The sequence below is a fragment of the Hydrogenophaga sp. genome (assembly GCF_030373225.1).
Lineage (GTDB): Bacteria > Pseudomonadota > Gammaproteobacteria > Burkholderiales > Burkholderiaceae_C > Hydrogenophaga.
Genome location: NZ_JAUCZG010000008.1, coordinates 1 through 15553, shown reverse-complemented (window position 1 = coordinate 15553; position 15553 = coordinate 1). Strand labels below are relative to the sequence as shown.

Here is a 15553-nt window from a genome sequence, read left to right as displayed (position 1 = left end):
GCGCAGCGGGGCAGCGTGGGGGCCACAGCCCAACGGTTCAGTGCTCCCTTCTGAGCGCCGGGAACAGGATCACATCGCGAATGCTGGCGCTGTCGGTGAGCAGCATCATCAGGCGATCGATGCCGATGCCGCAGCCTCCGGCCGGTGGCATGCCGTACTCGAGCGCGCGGATGTAATCGGCGTCGAAATGCATGGCCTCGTCGTCACCACTGTCCTTGGCGGACACCTGCGCAGAGAAGCGCGCGGCCTGGTCTTCGGCGTCGTTGAGCTCCGAGAACGCATTGCCGAACTCGCGACCGGTGATGTAGAGCTCGAAGCGCTCGGTCACCTCGGGCCTTGCGTCGTTGGCACGGGCCAACGGCGAGATCTCCGTGGGGTGGTCCATGATGAAAGTCGGGTTCCAGAGCTTGTCCTCGACCTTCTCCTCGAAGTACATCACCTGCAGGCTCGCCAGGCTGCGTGTGGAGAGCTGGTGTCTGGCTTCGGTCAGGCCCAGCTTCTTCAGCTGGTTCAGCAGCCAATCCATGCTGTCCACGTTGTCTCCGGCCTCGGTGTGCTTGAGGATGGCCTCCCGGATGGTGAGCCGCTCGAACGGCGAGCTCACGTCCACCGGCTGGCCCTGGTAGGTCAGCGGCACGTCGCCGCGCACCTCTCGCACCACATGACGGATCAGGTCTTCGGTGAAGCTCATCAGGTCCTGGTAGTTCCAGTACGCCGCGTAGAACTCCATCATGGTGAACTCAGGGTTGTGGCGCACGCTGATGCCTTCGTTGCGGAAGTTGCGGTTGATCTCGAACACACGATCGAAACCACCCACCAGCAGGCGCTTGAGATACAGCTCGGGCGCGATGCGCAGGAACATTTCCTGGTCGAGCGCGTTGTGGTGTGTCTTGAACGGCTTGGCGTTGGCGCCGCCCGGGATCGGGTGCAGCATCGGTGTCTCGACTTCGAGAAAGCCATGGCCGACCATGAAATTTCGCAAACTGGCGATGCCGCGGCTGCGGTTGACGAAACGCTGGCGCGCACTTTCGTCGGTCATGAGGTCCACATAACGCTGGCGGTATTTGATCTCCTGGTCGTGAATGCCGTGGAACTTGTCCGGCAGCGGGCGCAGGCTCTTGGTGATGAGCCGGATGCTGTCGGCGTGGATGGTGAGCTCACCCGTGCGGGTGCGGAACAGCACGCCCTCTGCCGCCACGATGTCCCCGAGGTCCCAGTGCTTGAACGCGTTGTGCAGCACCTCGCCCACGCTTTCGTTGTTCAGGTAGATCTGGATGCGGCCGCCGCTGGGGCCGAACGAGGCGTCCTGCAGCGTGGCAAAACTGGCCTTGCCCATCACCCGCTTGAGCATCATGCGACCGGCCACGCAGGCGCGCACCGGGTTCGCTTCGAGCATCTCCTTGGTGCTTTCACCGTGCACGGCAAAGAGTTCTGCCGCCTTGTCCGAGGGCTTGAAGTCGTTCGGAAACGCCACCCCTTCGCCGCGCTGCTGCGCTTCGCGCATCGCCTTGAGCTTCTCGCGGCGCTCCGCGATCAGCTGGTTGTCGTCGTGTGCGGGAGCGCCGGCATCGGCGGTGGAGGGGTTTGGGGCTTGGGTCATGAATGAAAAATGGGTTGGACACCGAAGTGCGCAACCCATGATTGTAGGTTTGGCGAGCACCCGCCGAATGAGCGACTCGCCGCCGGGCCGCCTCCAGGCAAATCAGCCCCCCTGGGGGCAGCGACCCGCGCAGCGGCGGAGCGCGGGGGCGCTTCACTCGCCGAGGTAGGCGGCTCTCACCTTGGGGTCGTCGAGCATGTCGCGGCCTTTGCCGGTCATGATGATCTCGCCGGAGTCCATGACGTAACCGCGGTCGGCGATCTGCAGCGCGCGGCGGGCGTTCTGCTCCACCAGCAGGATGGTCACACCCTGTTTGGACACATCACGAACCACCTCGAAGATCTTGTCGACCATGATGGGCGACAGGCCCATGGAAGGCTCGTCAAGCAGCAGCACCTTGGGCTGGCTCATGAGCGCACGCGCCATCGCCAGCATCTGCTGCTCGCCGCCGCTCATGGTGCCGGCCAGCTGGTCCTTGCGCTCACGCAGGCGCGGGAAGATGTTGAACATCTTCTCGATGTCCTGGGCGATGCCGGCCTTGTCGTTGCGGATGTAGGCGCCCATCTGCAGGTTCTCGGTGATGCTCATGCGGGTGAACACGCCGCGGCCTTCCGGCACCATGGCCAAACCCTGCTTCACCAGGTCCCAGGCGCCCTTGCCCTTGATGCTTTGCCCCATGTACTCGATGTCGCCGGCTTCAAAGGCGAGCGAGCCGGTCACGGCCTTCATGGTGGTGGTCTTGCCCGCCCCGTTGGAGCCGATGAGCGAGATCAACTCGCCTTCGTTGACTTCGAGGTCGATGCCCTTCACAGCCTTGATGCCGCCATAGGCGACCTTCAGGCCGCTGATCTTGAGGAGTGTGTTTGCCATGTCGTTTCCTTGTTCGTTTCGGCATCCGGCGCAAAAGGGCTCAGCCGGGAACACCGCCGGCCCGGCTTTGCCGGTCGGCAGGTGCTGCCCCCTTGAGGGGGTGACGCGAAGCGGCGCGGGGGTGGGTCAAGTCAGCCTCCGCCCGTGCCGAGGTAAGCCTCGATCACCTTGGGGTCGCGCTGCACGTCGGCCGGGGTGCCGGAGGACAGTTGTTTGCCGTAGTCGAGCACGGTCACACGGTCGCACAGGCCCATGACCAGCTTCACGTCGTGTTCAATCAGAAGGATGGTGCGGTTGTCGTTGCGGATCTGGTCGATCAGTTCGCGCAGCTGCACCTTTTCGGTGGCGTTCATGCCGGCGGCGGGTTCGTCCAGCGCAATCAGTTGCGGGTCGGTGGCCAGCGCTCGCGCAATTTCCAGCCGGCGCTGGTCGCCGTAGCTCAGCGTGCGTGACTTGTAGTCGGCGAAGCGCTCGATACCGACATAGGCCAGCAACTCGCGGGCGCGGGCCGTGATCTCCGCTTCCTCGCGTTTGAAACCGGGCGTGCGCAGCACCGCTCCGATCAGGCCCGAGTGCGTGCGCACATGGCGCCCGACCATCACGTTCTCGAGCGCCGTCATTTCAGCGAACAGCCGGATGTTCTGGAAGGTGCGTGCAATGCCGGCCTTGGCCACTTCGTGCACCGCACTCGGTGTGTAGGGCTTGCCGGCGAGTTCGAAGGTTCCGCTGTCGGGCGTGTAGAGGCCGGTCAGCACGTTGAAGAAGGTGGTCTTGCCGGCGCCGTTGGGTCCGATCAGGCCATAGACCTGACCACGCTTGATTTCCATGCCCACATCGCTGAGCGCTTGCAGGCCGCCGAAGCGCTTGGACACGTTGGCCACTTTGAGGATTGTTTCTGTCATGAAGAGGCTCCGCTCACTTGGACAAGGACTTGCCGTGCTCCGGGGCGGGCCACAAGCCTTTGGGACGGATCAGCATCACCACCACCATGGCCAGCGCAATCAGCAGCTGGCGCAGGATTTCAGGGGCCAGACGGCCGTCGGTCAGCTCGGTCAGCGGGTGCGCCACATGGCGCAACAACTCGGGCAGACCCGCCAGCAGCAAGGCACCGAGCACCACACCCGGAATGTGTCCGATACCACCCAGCACCACCATGGCCACCACCATCACCGACTCCATGAGCGAGAAGGATTCGGGCGACACAAAGCGCTGGAACGACGCGAACAGCACGCCGGACACGCCGCCGAACGACGCGCCCATGCCGAAGGCCAGCAGCTTGAGGTTGCGGGTGTTCAGGCCCATGGCCTTGGCGGCGATCTCGTCCTCGCGGATCGCCATCCAGGCGCGCCCGATGCGCGAATCCTGCAGCCGGTACGAAATGACGATGGCCAGGATCACGAAGAAGAGGAACAGGTAGTAGTAGAGCGTGACCGGCTGGAAGGTGTAGTCACCGATCTCCAGCCGCTTGCCAAGGTCCACCCCGAAGACCGTGATGGTGTCGATCTGGCTGATGCCCTTGGGTCCGTTGGTGATGTTCACCGGGCGGTCCATGTTGAGCAGGAAGATGCGGATGATCTCGCCGAAGCCCAGGGTGATGATGGCCAGGTAGTCGCCGCGCAGCTTGAGCGTGGGCGCGCCCAGGATCATGCCGACGATACCGGCAATCACCGCGGCCACGATCATCACGATCCAGATGCTGTAGTGGATGCCGTCGGGAAACATGGCCTTGATGGCCGGGAACGTATCGGTGAGGTGGGGCGAGCCCAGCAAGGCAAACACATAGGCACCGACCGCGAAGAAAGCGATGTAGCCCAGGTCGAGCAGGCCGGCGTAGCCGACCACGATGTTCAGACCCAGGGCCAGCAGCACGTAAAGAAGCGCGATGTCGAGAATTCGAACCCAGGAGTTGCTGCCGGTGGACTGCAGCAGGATGGGCAGCAGCAACAGGGCCGCTCCCGCGAGCAGGTAGACGATCAGCTTGCCGGTTTTGGTGTTCATCATGTGATTTCTCCTGGCGGTCAGGCGCGGTCGGCCACACGCTCACCCAGCAGGCCCGAGGGGCGCAGCGTGAGCACGACGGCCAGCACGATGAACGCGAAGATGTCGGTGTACTGGCTGCCCAGCACACCGCCGGTGAGCTTGCCGAGGTAACCAGCGCCCAGCGATTCGATCAGGCCCAGTGCAATGCCACCCACCACCGCACCGGCCAGGTTGCCGATACCGCCCATGACCGCAGCCACAAAGGCCTTGAGGCCAGGCATGAAGCCCATGGCGTGCTGCACGGTGCCGTAATTCGATGCCCACATCACGCCGGCAATCGCCGCCAGCATCGCACCGATGATGAAGGTGGCAGAGATCACCACGTCGGGCTTGATGCCCATGAGTGCGGCCACGCGCGGGTTCTCTGCGGTGGCGCGCATGGCGCGGCCCAGATTGGTGCGGTTGACCAGCCACATGAGAAAGGCCAGTGTGATGGCGGTAGTGGCCAGGATGGTGATCTGCGTGATGGAGATGACCGCTCCGCCAATCGCGACCGGCTCGGTGGGGAGCATGTTCGGATACGACTTGGGATTGGGCTTCCAGATGATCATGGCAAAGGTCTGCAGCAACAGCGACATGCCGATCGCAGTGATCAGGGGCGCCAGCCGGGACGAGTTGCGCAAAGGCCGGTAGGCCAGCTTCTCGATCGTGTAGTTGAGGGTGGCGCAGACCACCATGGCAATGATCACGGCCAGCAGCAGCACCAGCCAGCCGGGCATGCCGGGCGACGCTTCGCGCATCACGCCGATGATGGTCCAGCTGGTGAGGGCTCCGACCATGAGCACGTCGCCATGGGCAAAATTGATCAGCCCGATGATGCCGTAGACCATGGTGTAACCCAGAGCCACCAGCGCATACATGCTGCCCAGCACCAGACCGTTGATGATCTGCTGTAGCAAAACTTCCATGAGGGTTCTCCGTGTTTCAGACAGGTCGCCTGTGACTGTGATGTGACGACCTGTTTCAACCTAGCAAAAAACCCGCCAGACCTGTCCTTGGAACAGGACAGGTTGCGGGTTGGTGCGCGATTGTATCGAGGGGATTTCAGCCGCCCCATGCGCGTAAGCCCTTGGTTGACACGGGTTTACCCGAGGATTCGAATCACCAGGCGCCTTGCATCAGCGCGATTGCCGACTCATTAGTTCTTTTGATCGTTGCGGATCTTGAGTTCGCGCAGCTTATCGGCGATGCGCGCCTCCAGCCCGCGGTCCACCGGCCGGTAGAAGTCCGGCTCGGCCATGCCCTCGGGCAGGTAGCGCTCGCCGGCGGCAAATCCGCCCTCTTCGTCGTGCGCGTAACGGTAACCCTTGCCGTGGTCGAGCGCCTTCATGAGCTTGGTGGGCGCATTGCGCAGGTGCATGGGCACCGGGCGTGTGCCGTCTTTCTTGACCCAGGCCTTCGCCTCGTTGAATGCCTTGTAGACCGCGTTGGACTTGGGCGCCACGGCCAGGTAGATGACGCACTCGGCCAGCGCCAGCTCGCCTTCGGGGCTCCCCAGGCGCTCGTAGACCTCGGCCGCGTCCAGCGCCAGGCGCAGCGCACGCGGATCGGCCAGCCCGATGTCTTCGCTGGCCATGCGGATCAGCCGGCGTGCCATGTAGCGCGGATCCGCACCGCCATCGAGCATGCGCACGAACCAGTACAGCGCCGCGTCCGGATCGGAACCACGCACGCTTTTGTGCAGGGCACTGATCGTGTCGTAGAACTGCTCACCCCCCTTGTCGTACCGGCGCATGCGCTCACCCAGCACCTTGAGCAGCCAGGCGTCGGTGATCTCGGCGAGTTTTTCGCTGCCTGCGGCCACCGCCAGGGTCTCCAGGGTGTTGAGCAGGCGGCGGGCATCGCCGTCGGCGTAGGCGATCAGGCGGTCGGTCGCGGCCGCTTCAATGACGGGCACCGCGTCGATGCCCTGCGCCCGGTGCACGATCTGGCGCAGGTCGTCTTCCGACAGCGGCTGCAGCACGTACACCGCCGCACGCGACAGCAGGGCGGAGTTGACCTCGAACGAAGGGTTTTCGGTGGTGGCGCCAATGAAAGTGAACAGGCCGCTTTCCACATGGGGCAGAAAAGCATCCTGCTGACTCTTGTTGAACCGGTGCACCTCATCGACGAACAGGATGGTGCGCTGGGCCGTGAGCCCGCGGCGCGCGGCTTCGGCCCGCTCGACAGCCTCGCGAATGTCCTTCACGCCCCCAAGCACCGCGCTGATGGTGAGGAACTGCGCATCGAAGGCGTCGGCCATGAGCCGCGCGATGGTGGTCTTCCCCACACCGGGCGGGCCCCAGAGGATGCAACTGTGCGGCTGTCCCGACTCAAAGGCCAGCCGCAACGCCATGCCCTCGCCGAGCATGTGCTGCTGGCCGATCACCTCGGCCAGCTTGCGCGGACGCAGCCGCTCGGCCAGGGGCGCGTGGGGACTCGGGGCAGGCACGGGCTTCAGGGCCGCATGACCGAGGCGCCCACGGGTGCCTCGAACTTGAAGTCGGCTGCCTTCAGGGGCGCGTTGCTCTGCCAGTTGTTGAAGGTGAGCACCGAGCGCTGACCCAGGCTGTCCTCGATGTCGAGCACCGAGAGCTGGCCCTGACGGAACCCCACGCGCACCATCTGCAACTGGCCATTGCGGTCTCTCGGCTTCGCCTCCAGCCACTCCAGCCCGTCCTGGGGCACGCCGGCCTTGAGGTCAAACGCGTCCGACAGGCCCTTGAGATCGGTACCTGCCGCGATCAAGGCCGCCGGCGTGCTGCCCAGCACCTCCTTCTGGCCCCGTGCCGTGACCTGGTTCAGGTCCACGTCGTAGAGCCACAGCGTCTGGCCATCGGCCACGATGGTCTGCTCGAAGGGTTTGGTGTATTCGAACCGGAAACGGTTGGGCCGCAGGAACTCGAACGTGCCGAGCGACGTCTTGCTGCGCGCCACGGTCTCGGTGGCGCGTTTGGGCGATGTCACCACCTGGGTGAAGCCGGCCTTGCCGCTGCCCACTTCGCGCAGGAATTTTTCCAGGTCCTGCAGGCCGTCGGCCGATGCGCCCAGCGTGACAAGACTCGAGGCAAGAACAAGCCACATTTTTTTCATCATGAACATCCGATCCGGTTGGGCCGGCTCTTTCAAACCGGCGTCATTCGCCGCGCGCCGGCACCAGGATGTCCCGCTGCCCGCTCGATGTGAGGGCGCTCACCAGACCGGCGTTTTCCATGTCTTCGAGCAAACGGGCGGCGCGGTTGTAGCCGATTTTCAGTTTGCGCTGCACATAGGAAATGCTGGCCTTGCGGTCCTTGATGACGATTTCCACCGCCTGGTCGTAGAGGGCATCCTTCTCGCCGTTGCCCTCCACGCCACCTTCGCCCAACAGGTCGCCACCCTCTCCGTCGCCGACACCGCCTTCCAGCACGCCGTCGATGTAGTTGGGTTCGCCCCCTTGTTCCTTGAGGTAGGCCACCACGCGGTGCACTTCGTCATCGCTCACAAACGCACCATGCACCCGGATCGGGAATCCTGTACCCGACGGCATGTAAAGCATGTCACCCATGCCCAGCAGACTCTCCGCGCCCATCTGGTCGAGGATGGTGCGGCTGTCGATCTTGCTGCTGACCTGGAACGACAGGCGGGTGGGGATGTTGGCCTTGATCAGGCCGGTGATCACGTCCACGCTGGGGCGCTGGGTGGCCAGGATCAGATGGATGCCGGCCGCGCGCGCCTTTTGCGCGAGGCGAGCGATGAGCTCTTCGATCTTCTTGCCCACCACCATCATCAGGTCGGCCAGCTCGTCGATGACCACCACGATGTACGGCAGGCGCTCGAGCGGCTCCGGTTGCTCGGGGGTGAGGCTGAACGGGTTGCCGATGAACTCGCCGCGCGCCGCGGCCTCGTCGATCTTCACGTTGTAGCCCGCCAGGTTGCGCACACCGAGCTTGCTCATGAGCTTGTAGCGCTTCTCCATCTCGGCCACGCACCAGTTCAGGCCGTTGGCGGCGTGTTTCATGTCGGTGACCACGGGCGCCAGCAGGTGCGGAATGCCTTCGTAGACGCTCATCTCGAGCATCTTGGGATCGATCAGGAGCAAGCGCACGTCGCGCGCATCGGCCTTGTACAGGAGCGACAGGATCATCGCGTTGATGCCGACCGACTTTCCCGAGCCGGTGGTGCCGGCCACCAGACAGTGCGGCATCTTTGCAAGATCGGCCACGATGGGCTGGCCACCGATGTCCTTGCCCAGGCCCATGGTCAACATCGACTTGGCGTCGTTGTAGACCTGTGAACCCAGGATCTCGCTGAGCTTGATCATCTGCCGCTTGGCGTTGGGCAGCTCCAGCGCCATGAGGTTCTTGCCCGGAATGGTCTCGATCACGCGGATGGAAACCAGCGAGAGCGAACGCGCCAGGTCACGACCCAGATTCACGATCTGGGAGCCTTTCACGCCGGTGGCAGGCTCGATCTCGTAGCGGGTGATCACCGGCCCGGGCGCGGCTGCGACCACCCGCACCTCGACCCCGAAGTCCTTGAGCTTCTTTTCGATCAGGCGACTGGTCATCTCCAGGGTCTGGCTGTCCACGCCCGCCTGGTGCACCGGTGCGCTGTCGAGCAGATCGACCTGAGGCAGCTTGCTGTCCGGCAACTCGGTGAAGAGGGGCTTCTGGCGCTCCTTGGCCACCCGCTCGCTCTTGGGCACATCGACCAGCGTCGGCTCGATCAACACGGGTATGGGATGGTGCTCCTCGATTTCAACGCGCTCGACCTTCACCACTTCCTCGCGCTCGCGGGCAGCCTTCTCGCCGATGCGCTGGTCTTCCACCGCCTCGCGTTTCTCGCGACGCGCCTCGAACCACCCATCCAGCCGGTGCCCCAGCTCCTCCGCCCAATGGCCCCAGGAAAAGCGAAACACGCGAGGCAGGCACACCAGCAGCAGGGCCAGCATGGTCAAGGCCGAGCCTGTGAAACCGAGCCAGCGCACCGAAAAGGCCCCGAGCGCATGACCCAGCACACCCCCGGCGTGGCCCGGCAACAGTGTCTCCAGCCGGTACAGGCGGCTCCACTCGAGCACCGTGCTGGCGGCCATCACCGTGATCAGGGCCAACCAGAACAGGCTGCGGCGCGCCCAGGGCCTGTGCCAGACGCGCGCACCGTCTGCGGCGCCCAGTTCGGCCCGCGTGCCACGGATCCAGCCGGCCAAAGCGGACAACCAGGCCCGCACTCCCACCAGAAAACACCACCAGACCGAAAAGCCGAACAGGTAGTAGCTGCCGTCTGCCAGCAAGGCGCCGAGCCGACCGCCCCAGTTGCCCACGGTATCGGCGGTGCCGGTGGTGCTCCACGCCGGGTCGGCAAGGGAATGGCTGAGCAAGGCCAGCAGCCAGAACGCCAGCGCGGCCGCGCCCAGCACCAGTCCGATTTCCTGGGCAAAACGGGAAACGCCGACCTGCGGTTGGCCCGACCGGTCGGCGTTGAGGGTGTTCAATGAGTAGGTCATGGGCTGTTCAAATGTCCAGCAGGAAGCTTACCCCAAGCCCATGCCTGCGCGACCCGGCCGCTCCCCGGCGGCGGTCCAGATCAGCCGAGGGAATTCAGCCGTTCCTTGATGATGGTGCTGCCGTCCTCGGCCATCTCGATAAAGCCCCGGTCCTCCAGGTCCTTCATGACGCGACTGACCATTTCGCGCGAGGCCCCGATCATCTTGGCCACATCCTGGCGCGACACCCGGTCCTTGATGGTGAGTTGGCCGTCCTTGTCAGGCTGGGCAAATTCGAGCAGGGCGCGTGCCACGCGTCCGTAGACGTCCATGAGGGCGAGTGACTCGATCTTGCGGTCGGCATGGCGCAAGCGCTGCACCAGCCCCTTCATGACCGCATAGGCCATGGAGCTGTTCTCGGGCAGGCAACGCGCGAACTCGGCGCGGCCCAGGATCAGCACGTCGGTCTGAACCTCGGCCTTCACCGTGGCCGAATGCGGCTGGTTGTCGATCAGGCTCATCTCACCGACATAGTCACCCGGGTTCATGGTGGCCAGGATCACCTCGCGGCCACGGGCGTCGGTGGTCACCACACGGGCCCGGCCCGTGAGAACGATGGCCAGGCAGTTCGACTTCTTGCCCTGCTCCACGATGCACTCTCCGCGCTTGAAACGGCGCTTGATGACCGCGTCTGCCACCCCCTCCGCCTGCGCCTGCGTGAGCGTTGAGAACAGAGGCACCCGGCGGATCAGATCGAGGTTGGACAGTATCGACATGCGTGTATTCCTTGTTCTGGGAAGCGCCTGCGGCGCCGTTTCATACAATGATCCGATGTCAGGGCCGCTGCTCCGCAGGCTTCCGACCTGACGCGCCAATATAACCGCCGACTCTAAACCACTTGCCCCGGATTGCGATGGGGACTTGCACCATGAAACACGCCAAAGTACTGATCCTGGGCTCCGGCCCTGCCGGCTACACCGCTGCGGTTTACGCCGCCCGCGCCAACCTCAACCCCGTGCTCATCACCGGCATCGCACAAGGCGGGCAGCTCATGACCACCACCGATGTCGACAACTGGCCGGCCGATGCCGATGGCGTGCAGGGACCCGACCTCATGCAGCGTTTTCAGGCCCACGCCGAGCGCTTCAAGACCGAGATCATCTTTGACCACATCAACGAGGTTGACTTCAGCAAGCGGCCATTCGTGCTCAAGGGCGACAGCGGCGAATACAGCTGCGACGCACTCATCATCGCCACCGGGGCCTCTGCCAAATACCTGGGACTGCCCTCCGAGGAAGCCTTCATGGGCAGGGGCGTATCGGGCTGCGCCACCTGCGACGGCTTTTTCTACCGCGAGCAGGAAGTCAGCGTGATCGGCGGCGGCAACACCGCGGTGGAAGAAGCGCTGTACCTCTCGAACATCGCAAGCAAGGTCACGCTGGTGCACCGCCGCGACACCTTCAAGGCCGAAGCCATCCTGATCGACAAGCTGATGGAGAAGGTTGCTGCCGGCAAGATCGAGCTCAAGCTGCACAGCACGCTCGACGAAGTGCTGGGTGACCCCGGCGGCGTCACCGGTGTGCGCCTCAAGAACGTGAAGACCGGCGCCACCGAGGAGATCACCCTCAAGGGCTGCTTCATCGCCATCGGCCACCAGCCCAACACCGACATCTTCAAGGGCCAGCTCGACATGAAGGACGGATACATCACCACCCGCTCCGGGTTGCAGGGCATGGCCACCATGACCAGCGTGCCCGGCGTTTTCGCCGCCGGCGACGTGCAGGACCATGTGTACCGCCAGGCCATCACCAGCGCCGGCACAGGCTGCATGGCCGCACTGGACGCCCAGCGTTTCCTTGAGCAAAGCGCCTCCTGACCGATTGCAAACCCCGCCCGTTGGCCGATTGGCTATAATCGCGGGCTTTGCTGAGACAAACCGGTTCGTCGGAAGCCACAGCAGATTCGGGTTACCGCCACCCTTTCCTGGCGAGGTGAGGCTGTACTGGCCAGACACGGAACATCTTCCGGTCGCGGTCAGCAGCTGTTTGAATGATCGGAGTGTCCTCATGGCACGCGTCTGCGACGTCACGGGCAAGAAGCCCATGGTCGGGAACAATGTTTCCCACGCCAACAACAAAACCAAGCGCCGGTTCCTGCCGAACCTGCAATACCGCCGTTTCTGGGTCGAGAGCGAAAACCGCTGGGTGCGTTTGCGCGTCTCCGGTGCAGCGCTGCGCCTGATCGACAAAAACGGCATTGACGCCGTGCTCGCCGACCTGCGCGCACGCGGTCAAGCTTAAGGAGAACCGAACATGGCAACCAAAGGCGCACGCGAGAAGATCAAGCTGGAATCCACCGCTGGAACCGGCCACTTCTACACCACCACCAAAAACAAGAAGACCACGCCCGAGAAGATGCTGATCAAGAAATTTGATCCCAAAGCTCGCAAGCATGTGGACTACAAAGAGATCAAGCTGAAATAAGCTGGGTCTCTCCCGACAAAAAGCCGCTGTGACCCAGCGGCTTTTTTGTGCGTCATTGGAAACGACTTATCCATGAAAAAACCACCCCGCGGGGTGGTTCTTCTGGAGTGGCCTGTTTCAGGCGCGGGCCGAGCGCAACTGGATGGAGAAGTCGCGCAGCGCGGCAATGCCGCTCTCTTCCGCGCGACGGCACCAGGCCTGGAGGTCGGTGGCCAGCTGCTCCCGGGTGGAGGTGGTGCTGGACCACAGGGCGCGCAACTCTTCTCGCATGGTGACCATCTTGTCGAGCACCGGGTGGTCTGCCCGTACCTGGGCCAACTGGGGCTTGACGCTGGCAGGCACCTTGTCGTCGTCGCGGTGCAGCCACTGGCGGGCCGATTGCAGCACGGTGGCGTCGCCCCGGCGCTGCTGCAGTGTCTCGATCTCGCGCTTGCAGGCCGCACGCATTTCCCTGGCGTATCCCGCCATCACTTCGTAACGGTTGGCGATGATCGCCTCCAGCGTTTTCTCGTCGGCCACCGGCTTGACGGCGCCATAAGCCATTTTCGGCGGCACCTTCTTCACCGAGGCCAGGCCGACCGAACTCAGCATGGTGATGTACATCCAGCCGATGTCGAACTCGTAAGGCTTCACCGACAACTTCGCCGACGTGGGGTAGGTGTGGTGGTTGTTGTGCAGTTCTTCGCCGCCAATGAGGATGCCCCACGGCGACACGTTGGTGCTGGCGTCGGCCGCTTCGAAATTGCGGTAGCCCCACCAGTGGCCGATGCCGTTGATGATGCCGGCGGCCGTGATCGGGATCCAGATCATCTGGATCGCCCAGACGGTCACGCCCAGCACGCCGAACAGCGCCACGTTCAGGATCAGCATCAGGCTCACGCCCAGCCGCGAACGGCCGGTGTAGACCACACGCTCGATCCAGTCGTTGGGCGTGTTGTGGCCATAGCGGTCGAGCGTTTCCTGGTTCTTGGCCTCGGCGCGGTACAACTCACTGCCTTCGAAGAACACTTTCTTGATGCCGAACACCACCGGGCTGTGCGGGTCACCTTCATGCTCGCACTTGGCGTGGTGCTTGCGATGGATCGCGGTCCATTCCTTGGTGACCATGCCGGTGGTCATCCAGAGCCAGAAGCGGAAAAAGTGCGATGCAATCGGGTGCAGGTCCAGCGAGCGGTGGGCCTGGTGGCGGTGCAAATAGATGGTGACGCTGGCGATGGTGATGTGGGTGAACACCAGGGCCACGATCATGGTCTGCCACCAGGTCGCGCCGGTCAGGCCGTGGGCGAGGAACTGGATGAGACCGTCCCAGAGGGACGAAAAGATACCGGAGTCGGAAGAAGACATTGATTTCCCAATGAACCGCGGATGGCGGTGGATGGATACCGAACATGCTCCAGCACAACCGGAGCAAAAGCACCCGGCATTTTACGGGCGGGGGTGCCAAACACCAACCGATATCCCGCCCCGGATGTGGAAACTGCTGACTCAGATCAAGTGAATTGACGGCTTTTCAAGGCTTTTTCCGCCAGACGGCGGCAAAGAAGCCGTCGGTCGCATGGCGATGGGGCCACAAACGCAACCACCGCCCCTCGTCTCCCTGGCACAGCGAAGCGGCGCCGTTGACCTGAGCGCTGTCCAGCAAAGCCGCCACGGGCAGGGCTTCAAAGTCGGCATGCGCCGCTTCGAACGCGGCACAGACCGACTCGTTTTCTTCCTTCAACAGGCTGCAGGTGGCGTACACCAGACGTCCACCCGGCTTGAGCAGGCGCACCGCACTGTTCAGGATGGCGAGCTGCAGTTCGGCCTGGGCCGCCACCGTCTGCGGGTTTTGCCGCCATTTCAGGTCGGGGTTGCGTCGCAGCGTGCCCAGGCCGGAACACGGGGCATCAACCAGCACCCGATCGATCTTGCCGGCCAGGCGTTTGATGCGGTCGTCGCGCTCGTGGGCGATGGCCACCGGATGCACATTGGACAGTCCGCTGCGCGCCAGCCGCGGCTTGAGCGCATCCAGCCGGTGACCGGAGGTGTCGAATGCATAAAGTCGACCACTGTTGCGCATGGCAGCACCAATGGCCAGCGTCTTGCCGCCCGCGCCCGCGCAGAAGTCCACCACCATTTCGCCGCGCTTGGCGTCCAGCAGCAGGGCCAGCAGTTGGGAGCCTTCGTCCTGCACTTCGACTTCGCCCTGCGTGAACGCCGGCAGTTTGGCCAGCGAAGGCTTGCCCTGCAGGCGGATGCCCAGCGGCGAATACGGCGTGGGCTCCGCCACGAGAGCGGCGGCCTTCAAGCCAGCCAGCACAGCGTCGCGTTTGGCCTTGAGCAGGTTCACCCGCAGGTCCAGGGGCGCTGGCTGGTTCAGGCTGGCCACCAGATCGTCGAATTGTTCGCCCACCTGTTCGCGCAGGGCCGTGGCCAGCCACTCGGGCAGGTTGTGCCGGTGCGGAGCCATCAGGTCGGCGTCGGTCACGGCGTCGCAGTGATCGAGCCACGCCTTCTCGGTTTCGGTGAGGGCGCTCTTGATGAAGGCGCGGTCACCCGGAAACGCCAGGATCGCCAACCGCCGCCATTTGGAGCCACTGCCCGAGCGTGCGAGCCACTCCAGCTTGAGGCGTTGGCGCAGGATGGCGTACACGGTGTCCGACAGCGTGGCGCGCTCGCGGGAACCGAGCGATCGGTTTTCGCGAAAGTGGCGGGCAACGACAGCGTCGGCGGGGTGTTCGAACTTGAAGATCTGTTCGATCAGGGTGGCGGATTCGTCCAGGAGGGCTTTGGGGTGCATGAAGTATTGTCGCCCCCCTGCGCCGCTGACGCGGCTTCCCCCAGGGGGGACGATGCCTGTGGCCCGGCAAAGCCGGTTCCACGGCATCTCCGGATTGGGACACGCGCGCCGGGCCGTCCCAAGGCAGGCCCAGCCCCCTCGGGGGGCAGCGGACCTCGCGCAGCGGGGGAGCGTGGGGGCAAAAGACCGGGCCAGCCGCCGGGCCGCCCCAAGGCAGGCCCAGCCCCCCCGGGGGGCAGCGGACCTCGCGCAGCGGGGAAGCGTGGGGGTCAGCTCCGGGCCCGCCGCCGGGCCGCCCCAAGGCAGGCCCAGCCCCCCCGGGGGGCAGCGGACCTCGC

At 64.2% G+C, this 15553-nt stretch carries 14 protein-coding genes; 3 read left to right on the top strand and 11 right to left on the bottom strand.

Features of this window, described 5'->3' with window-relative positions:
- Window positions 1–37 precede the first annotated feature (37 nt).
- From lysS to QUV35_RS06370, 9 genes are all read right to left on the bottom strand, one after another.
- Window positions 38–1600 carry a lysine--tRNA ligase gene (gene lysS, locus QUV35_RS06410; protein ID WP_300871719.1) on the bottom strand — a complete coding sequence of 521 codons (1563 nt, stop codon included), beginning with the start codon at window positions 1598–1600 and terminating at the stop codon, window positions 38–40.
- 153 nt (window positions 1601–1753) lie between these two features.
- Window positions 1754–2470 (bottom strand): ABC transporter ATP-binding protein, encoded by a 717-nt coding sequence (locus QUV35_RS06405; RefSeq protein ID WP_300871718.1) that lies wholly within the window; start codon window positions 2468–2470, stop codon window positions 1754–1756.
- Window positions 2471–2601: 131 nt separating this feature from the next.
- Window positions 2602–3372: an ABC transporter ATP-binding protein gene (locus QUV35_RS06400; protein WP_300871716.1), complete on the bottom strand. Its 771-nt coding sequence runs from the start codon at window positions 3370–3372 to the stop codon at window positions 2602–2604.
- Window positions 3373–3385: 13 nt separating this feature from the next.
- On the bottom strand, window positions 3386–4471 hold the full coding sequence (locus tag QUV35_RS06395) for an ABC transporter ATP-binding protein (protein ID WP_300871714.1): 1086 nt from the start codon (window positions 4469–4471) through the stop codon (window positions 3386–3388).
- A gap of 17 nt (window positions 4472–4488) precedes the next feature.
- Complete coding sequence (locus tag QUV35_RS06390; protein WP_300871711.1) at window positions 4489–5418, bottom strand: branched-chain amino acid ABC transporter permease; 930 nt, start codon at window positions 5416–5418, stop codon at window positions 4489–4491.
- A gap of 230 nt (window positions 5419–5648) precedes the next feature.
- Window positions 5649–6950 (bottom strand): replication-associated recombination protein A, encoded by a 1302-nt coding sequence (locus QUV35_RS06385; RefSeq protein ID WP_300871934.1) that lies wholly within the window; start codon window positions 6948–6950, stop codon window positions 5649–5651.
- Complete coding sequence (gene lolA / locus QUV35_RS06380) at window positions 6947–7582, bottom strand: outer membrane lipoprotein chaperone LolA (RefSeq protein ID WP_300871932.1); 636 nt, start codon at window positions 7580–7582, stop codon at window positions 6947–6949. The genes QUV35_RS06385 and lolA overlap by 4 nt, the downstream gene beginning before the upstream one ends.
- 43 nt (window positions 7583–7625) lie before the next feature.
- Window positions 7626–9974, bottom strand: coding sequence for a DNA translocase FtsK (locus QUV35_RS06375; protein WP_300871709.1), 2349 nt, complete (start codon window positions 9972–9974; stop codon window positions 7626–7628).
- Between the two features lie 80 nt (window positions 9975–10054).
- Window positions 10055–10729, bottom strand: a complete 675-nt coding sequence (locus QUV35_RS06370; protein WP_300871708.1) for a Crp/Fnr family transcriptional regulator — start codon at window positions 10727–10729, stop codon at window positions 10055–10057.
- Between the two features lie 152 nt (window positions 10730–10881).
- On the opposite strand from QUV35_RS06370, the gene trxB reads away from it, so the two are divergent.
- The 3 genes from trxB (at window position 10882) to rpmG (ending at window position 12436) form a co-directional block, all read left to right on the top strand.
- On the top strand, window positions 10882–11829 hold the full coding sequence (trxB, locus tag QUV35_RS06365) for a thioredoxin-disulfide reductase (RefSeq protein ID WP_300871706.1): 948 nt from the start codon (window positions 10882–10884) through the stop codon (window positions 11827–11829).
- A gap of 190 nt (window positions 11830–12019) precedes the next feature.
- Entirely contained in the window at window positions 12020–12253 is a 234-nt protein-coding gene (gene rpmB, locus QUV35_RS06360) for a 50S ribosomal protein L28 (RefSeq protein WP_056269541.1), read from the top strand.
- A 12-nt stretch (window positions 12254–12265) separates the two neighbouring features.
- Window positions 12266–12436 (top strand): 50S ribosomal protein L33, encoded by a 171-nt coding sequence (rpmG, locus tag QUV35_RS06355; protein ID WP_056269543.1) that lies wholly within the window; start codon window positions 12266–12268, stop codon window positions 12434–12436.
- A gap of 117 nt (window positions 12437–12553) precedes the next feature.
- Here rpmG and QUV35_RS06350 read toward each other — a convergent pair whose 3' ends face one another.
- Window positions 12554–13780, bottom strand: coding sequence for a fatty acid desaturase (locus QUV35_RS06350; protein WP_300871704.1), 1227 nt, complete (start codon window positions 13778–13780; stop codon window positions 12554–12556).
- A gap of 166 nt (window positions 13781–13946) precedes the next feature.
- Window positions 13947–15215, bottom strand: coding sequence for an RsmB/NOP family class I SAM-dependent RNA methyltransferase (locus QUV35_RS06345; protein WP_300871702.1), 1269 nt, complete (start codon window positions 15213–15215; stop codon window positions 13947–13949).
- Between the last annotated feature and the right edge of the window lie 338 nt (window positions 15216–15553).

Coding starts and splice junctions, on each gene's coding strand:
- lysS (WP_300871719.1), bottom strand. CDS start 1,600: ATGACCCAAGCCCCAAACCCCTCCACCGCCGATGCCGGCGCTCCCGCA.
- QUV35_RS06405 (WP_300871718.1), bottom strand. CDS start 2,470: ATGGCAAACACACTCCTCAAGATCAGCGGCCTGAAGGTCGCCTATGGC.
- QUV35_RS06400 (WP_300871716.1), bottom strand. CDS start 3,372: ATGACAGAAACAATCCTCAAAGTGGCCAACGTGTCCAAGCGCTTCGGC.
- QUV35_RS06395 (WP_300871714.1), bottom strand. CDS start 4,471: ATGATGAACACCAAAACCGGCAAGCTGATCGTCTACCTGCTCGCGGGA.
- QUV35_RS06390 (WP_300871711.1), bottom strand. CDS start 5,418: ATGGAAGTTTTGCTACAGCAGATCATCAACGGTCTGGTGCTGGGCAGC.
- lolA (WP_300871932.1), bottom strand. CDS start 7,582: ATGAAAAAAATGTGGCTTGTTCTTGCCTCGAGTCTTGTCACGCTGGGC.
- QUV35_RS06375 (WP_300871709.1), bottom strand. CDS start 9,974: ATGACCTACTCATTGAACACCCTCAACGCCGACCGGTCGGGCCAACCG.
- QUV35_RS06370 (WP_300871708.1), bottom strand. CDS start 10,729: ATGTCGATACTGTCCAACCTCGATCTGATCCGCCGGGTGCCTCTGTTC.
- trxB (WP_300871706.1), top strand. CDS start 10,882: ATGAAACACGCCAAAGTACTGATCCTGGGCTCCGGCCCTGCCGGCTAC.
- rpmB (WP_056269541.1), top strand. CDS start 12,020: ATGGCACGCGTCTGCGACGTCACGGGCAAGAAGCCCATGGTCGGGAAC.
- rpmG (WP_056269543.1), top strand. CDS start 12,266: ATGGCAACCAAAGGCGCACGCGAGAAGATCAAGCTGGAATCCACCGCT.
- QUV35_RS06350 (WP_300871704.1), bottom strand. CDS start 13,780: ATGTCTTCTTCCGACTCCGGTATCTTTTCGTCCCTCTGGGACGGTCTC.
- QUV35_RS06345 (WP_300871702.1), bottom strand. CDS start 15,215: ATGCACCCCAAAGCCCTCCTGGACGAATCCGCCACCCTGATCGAACAG.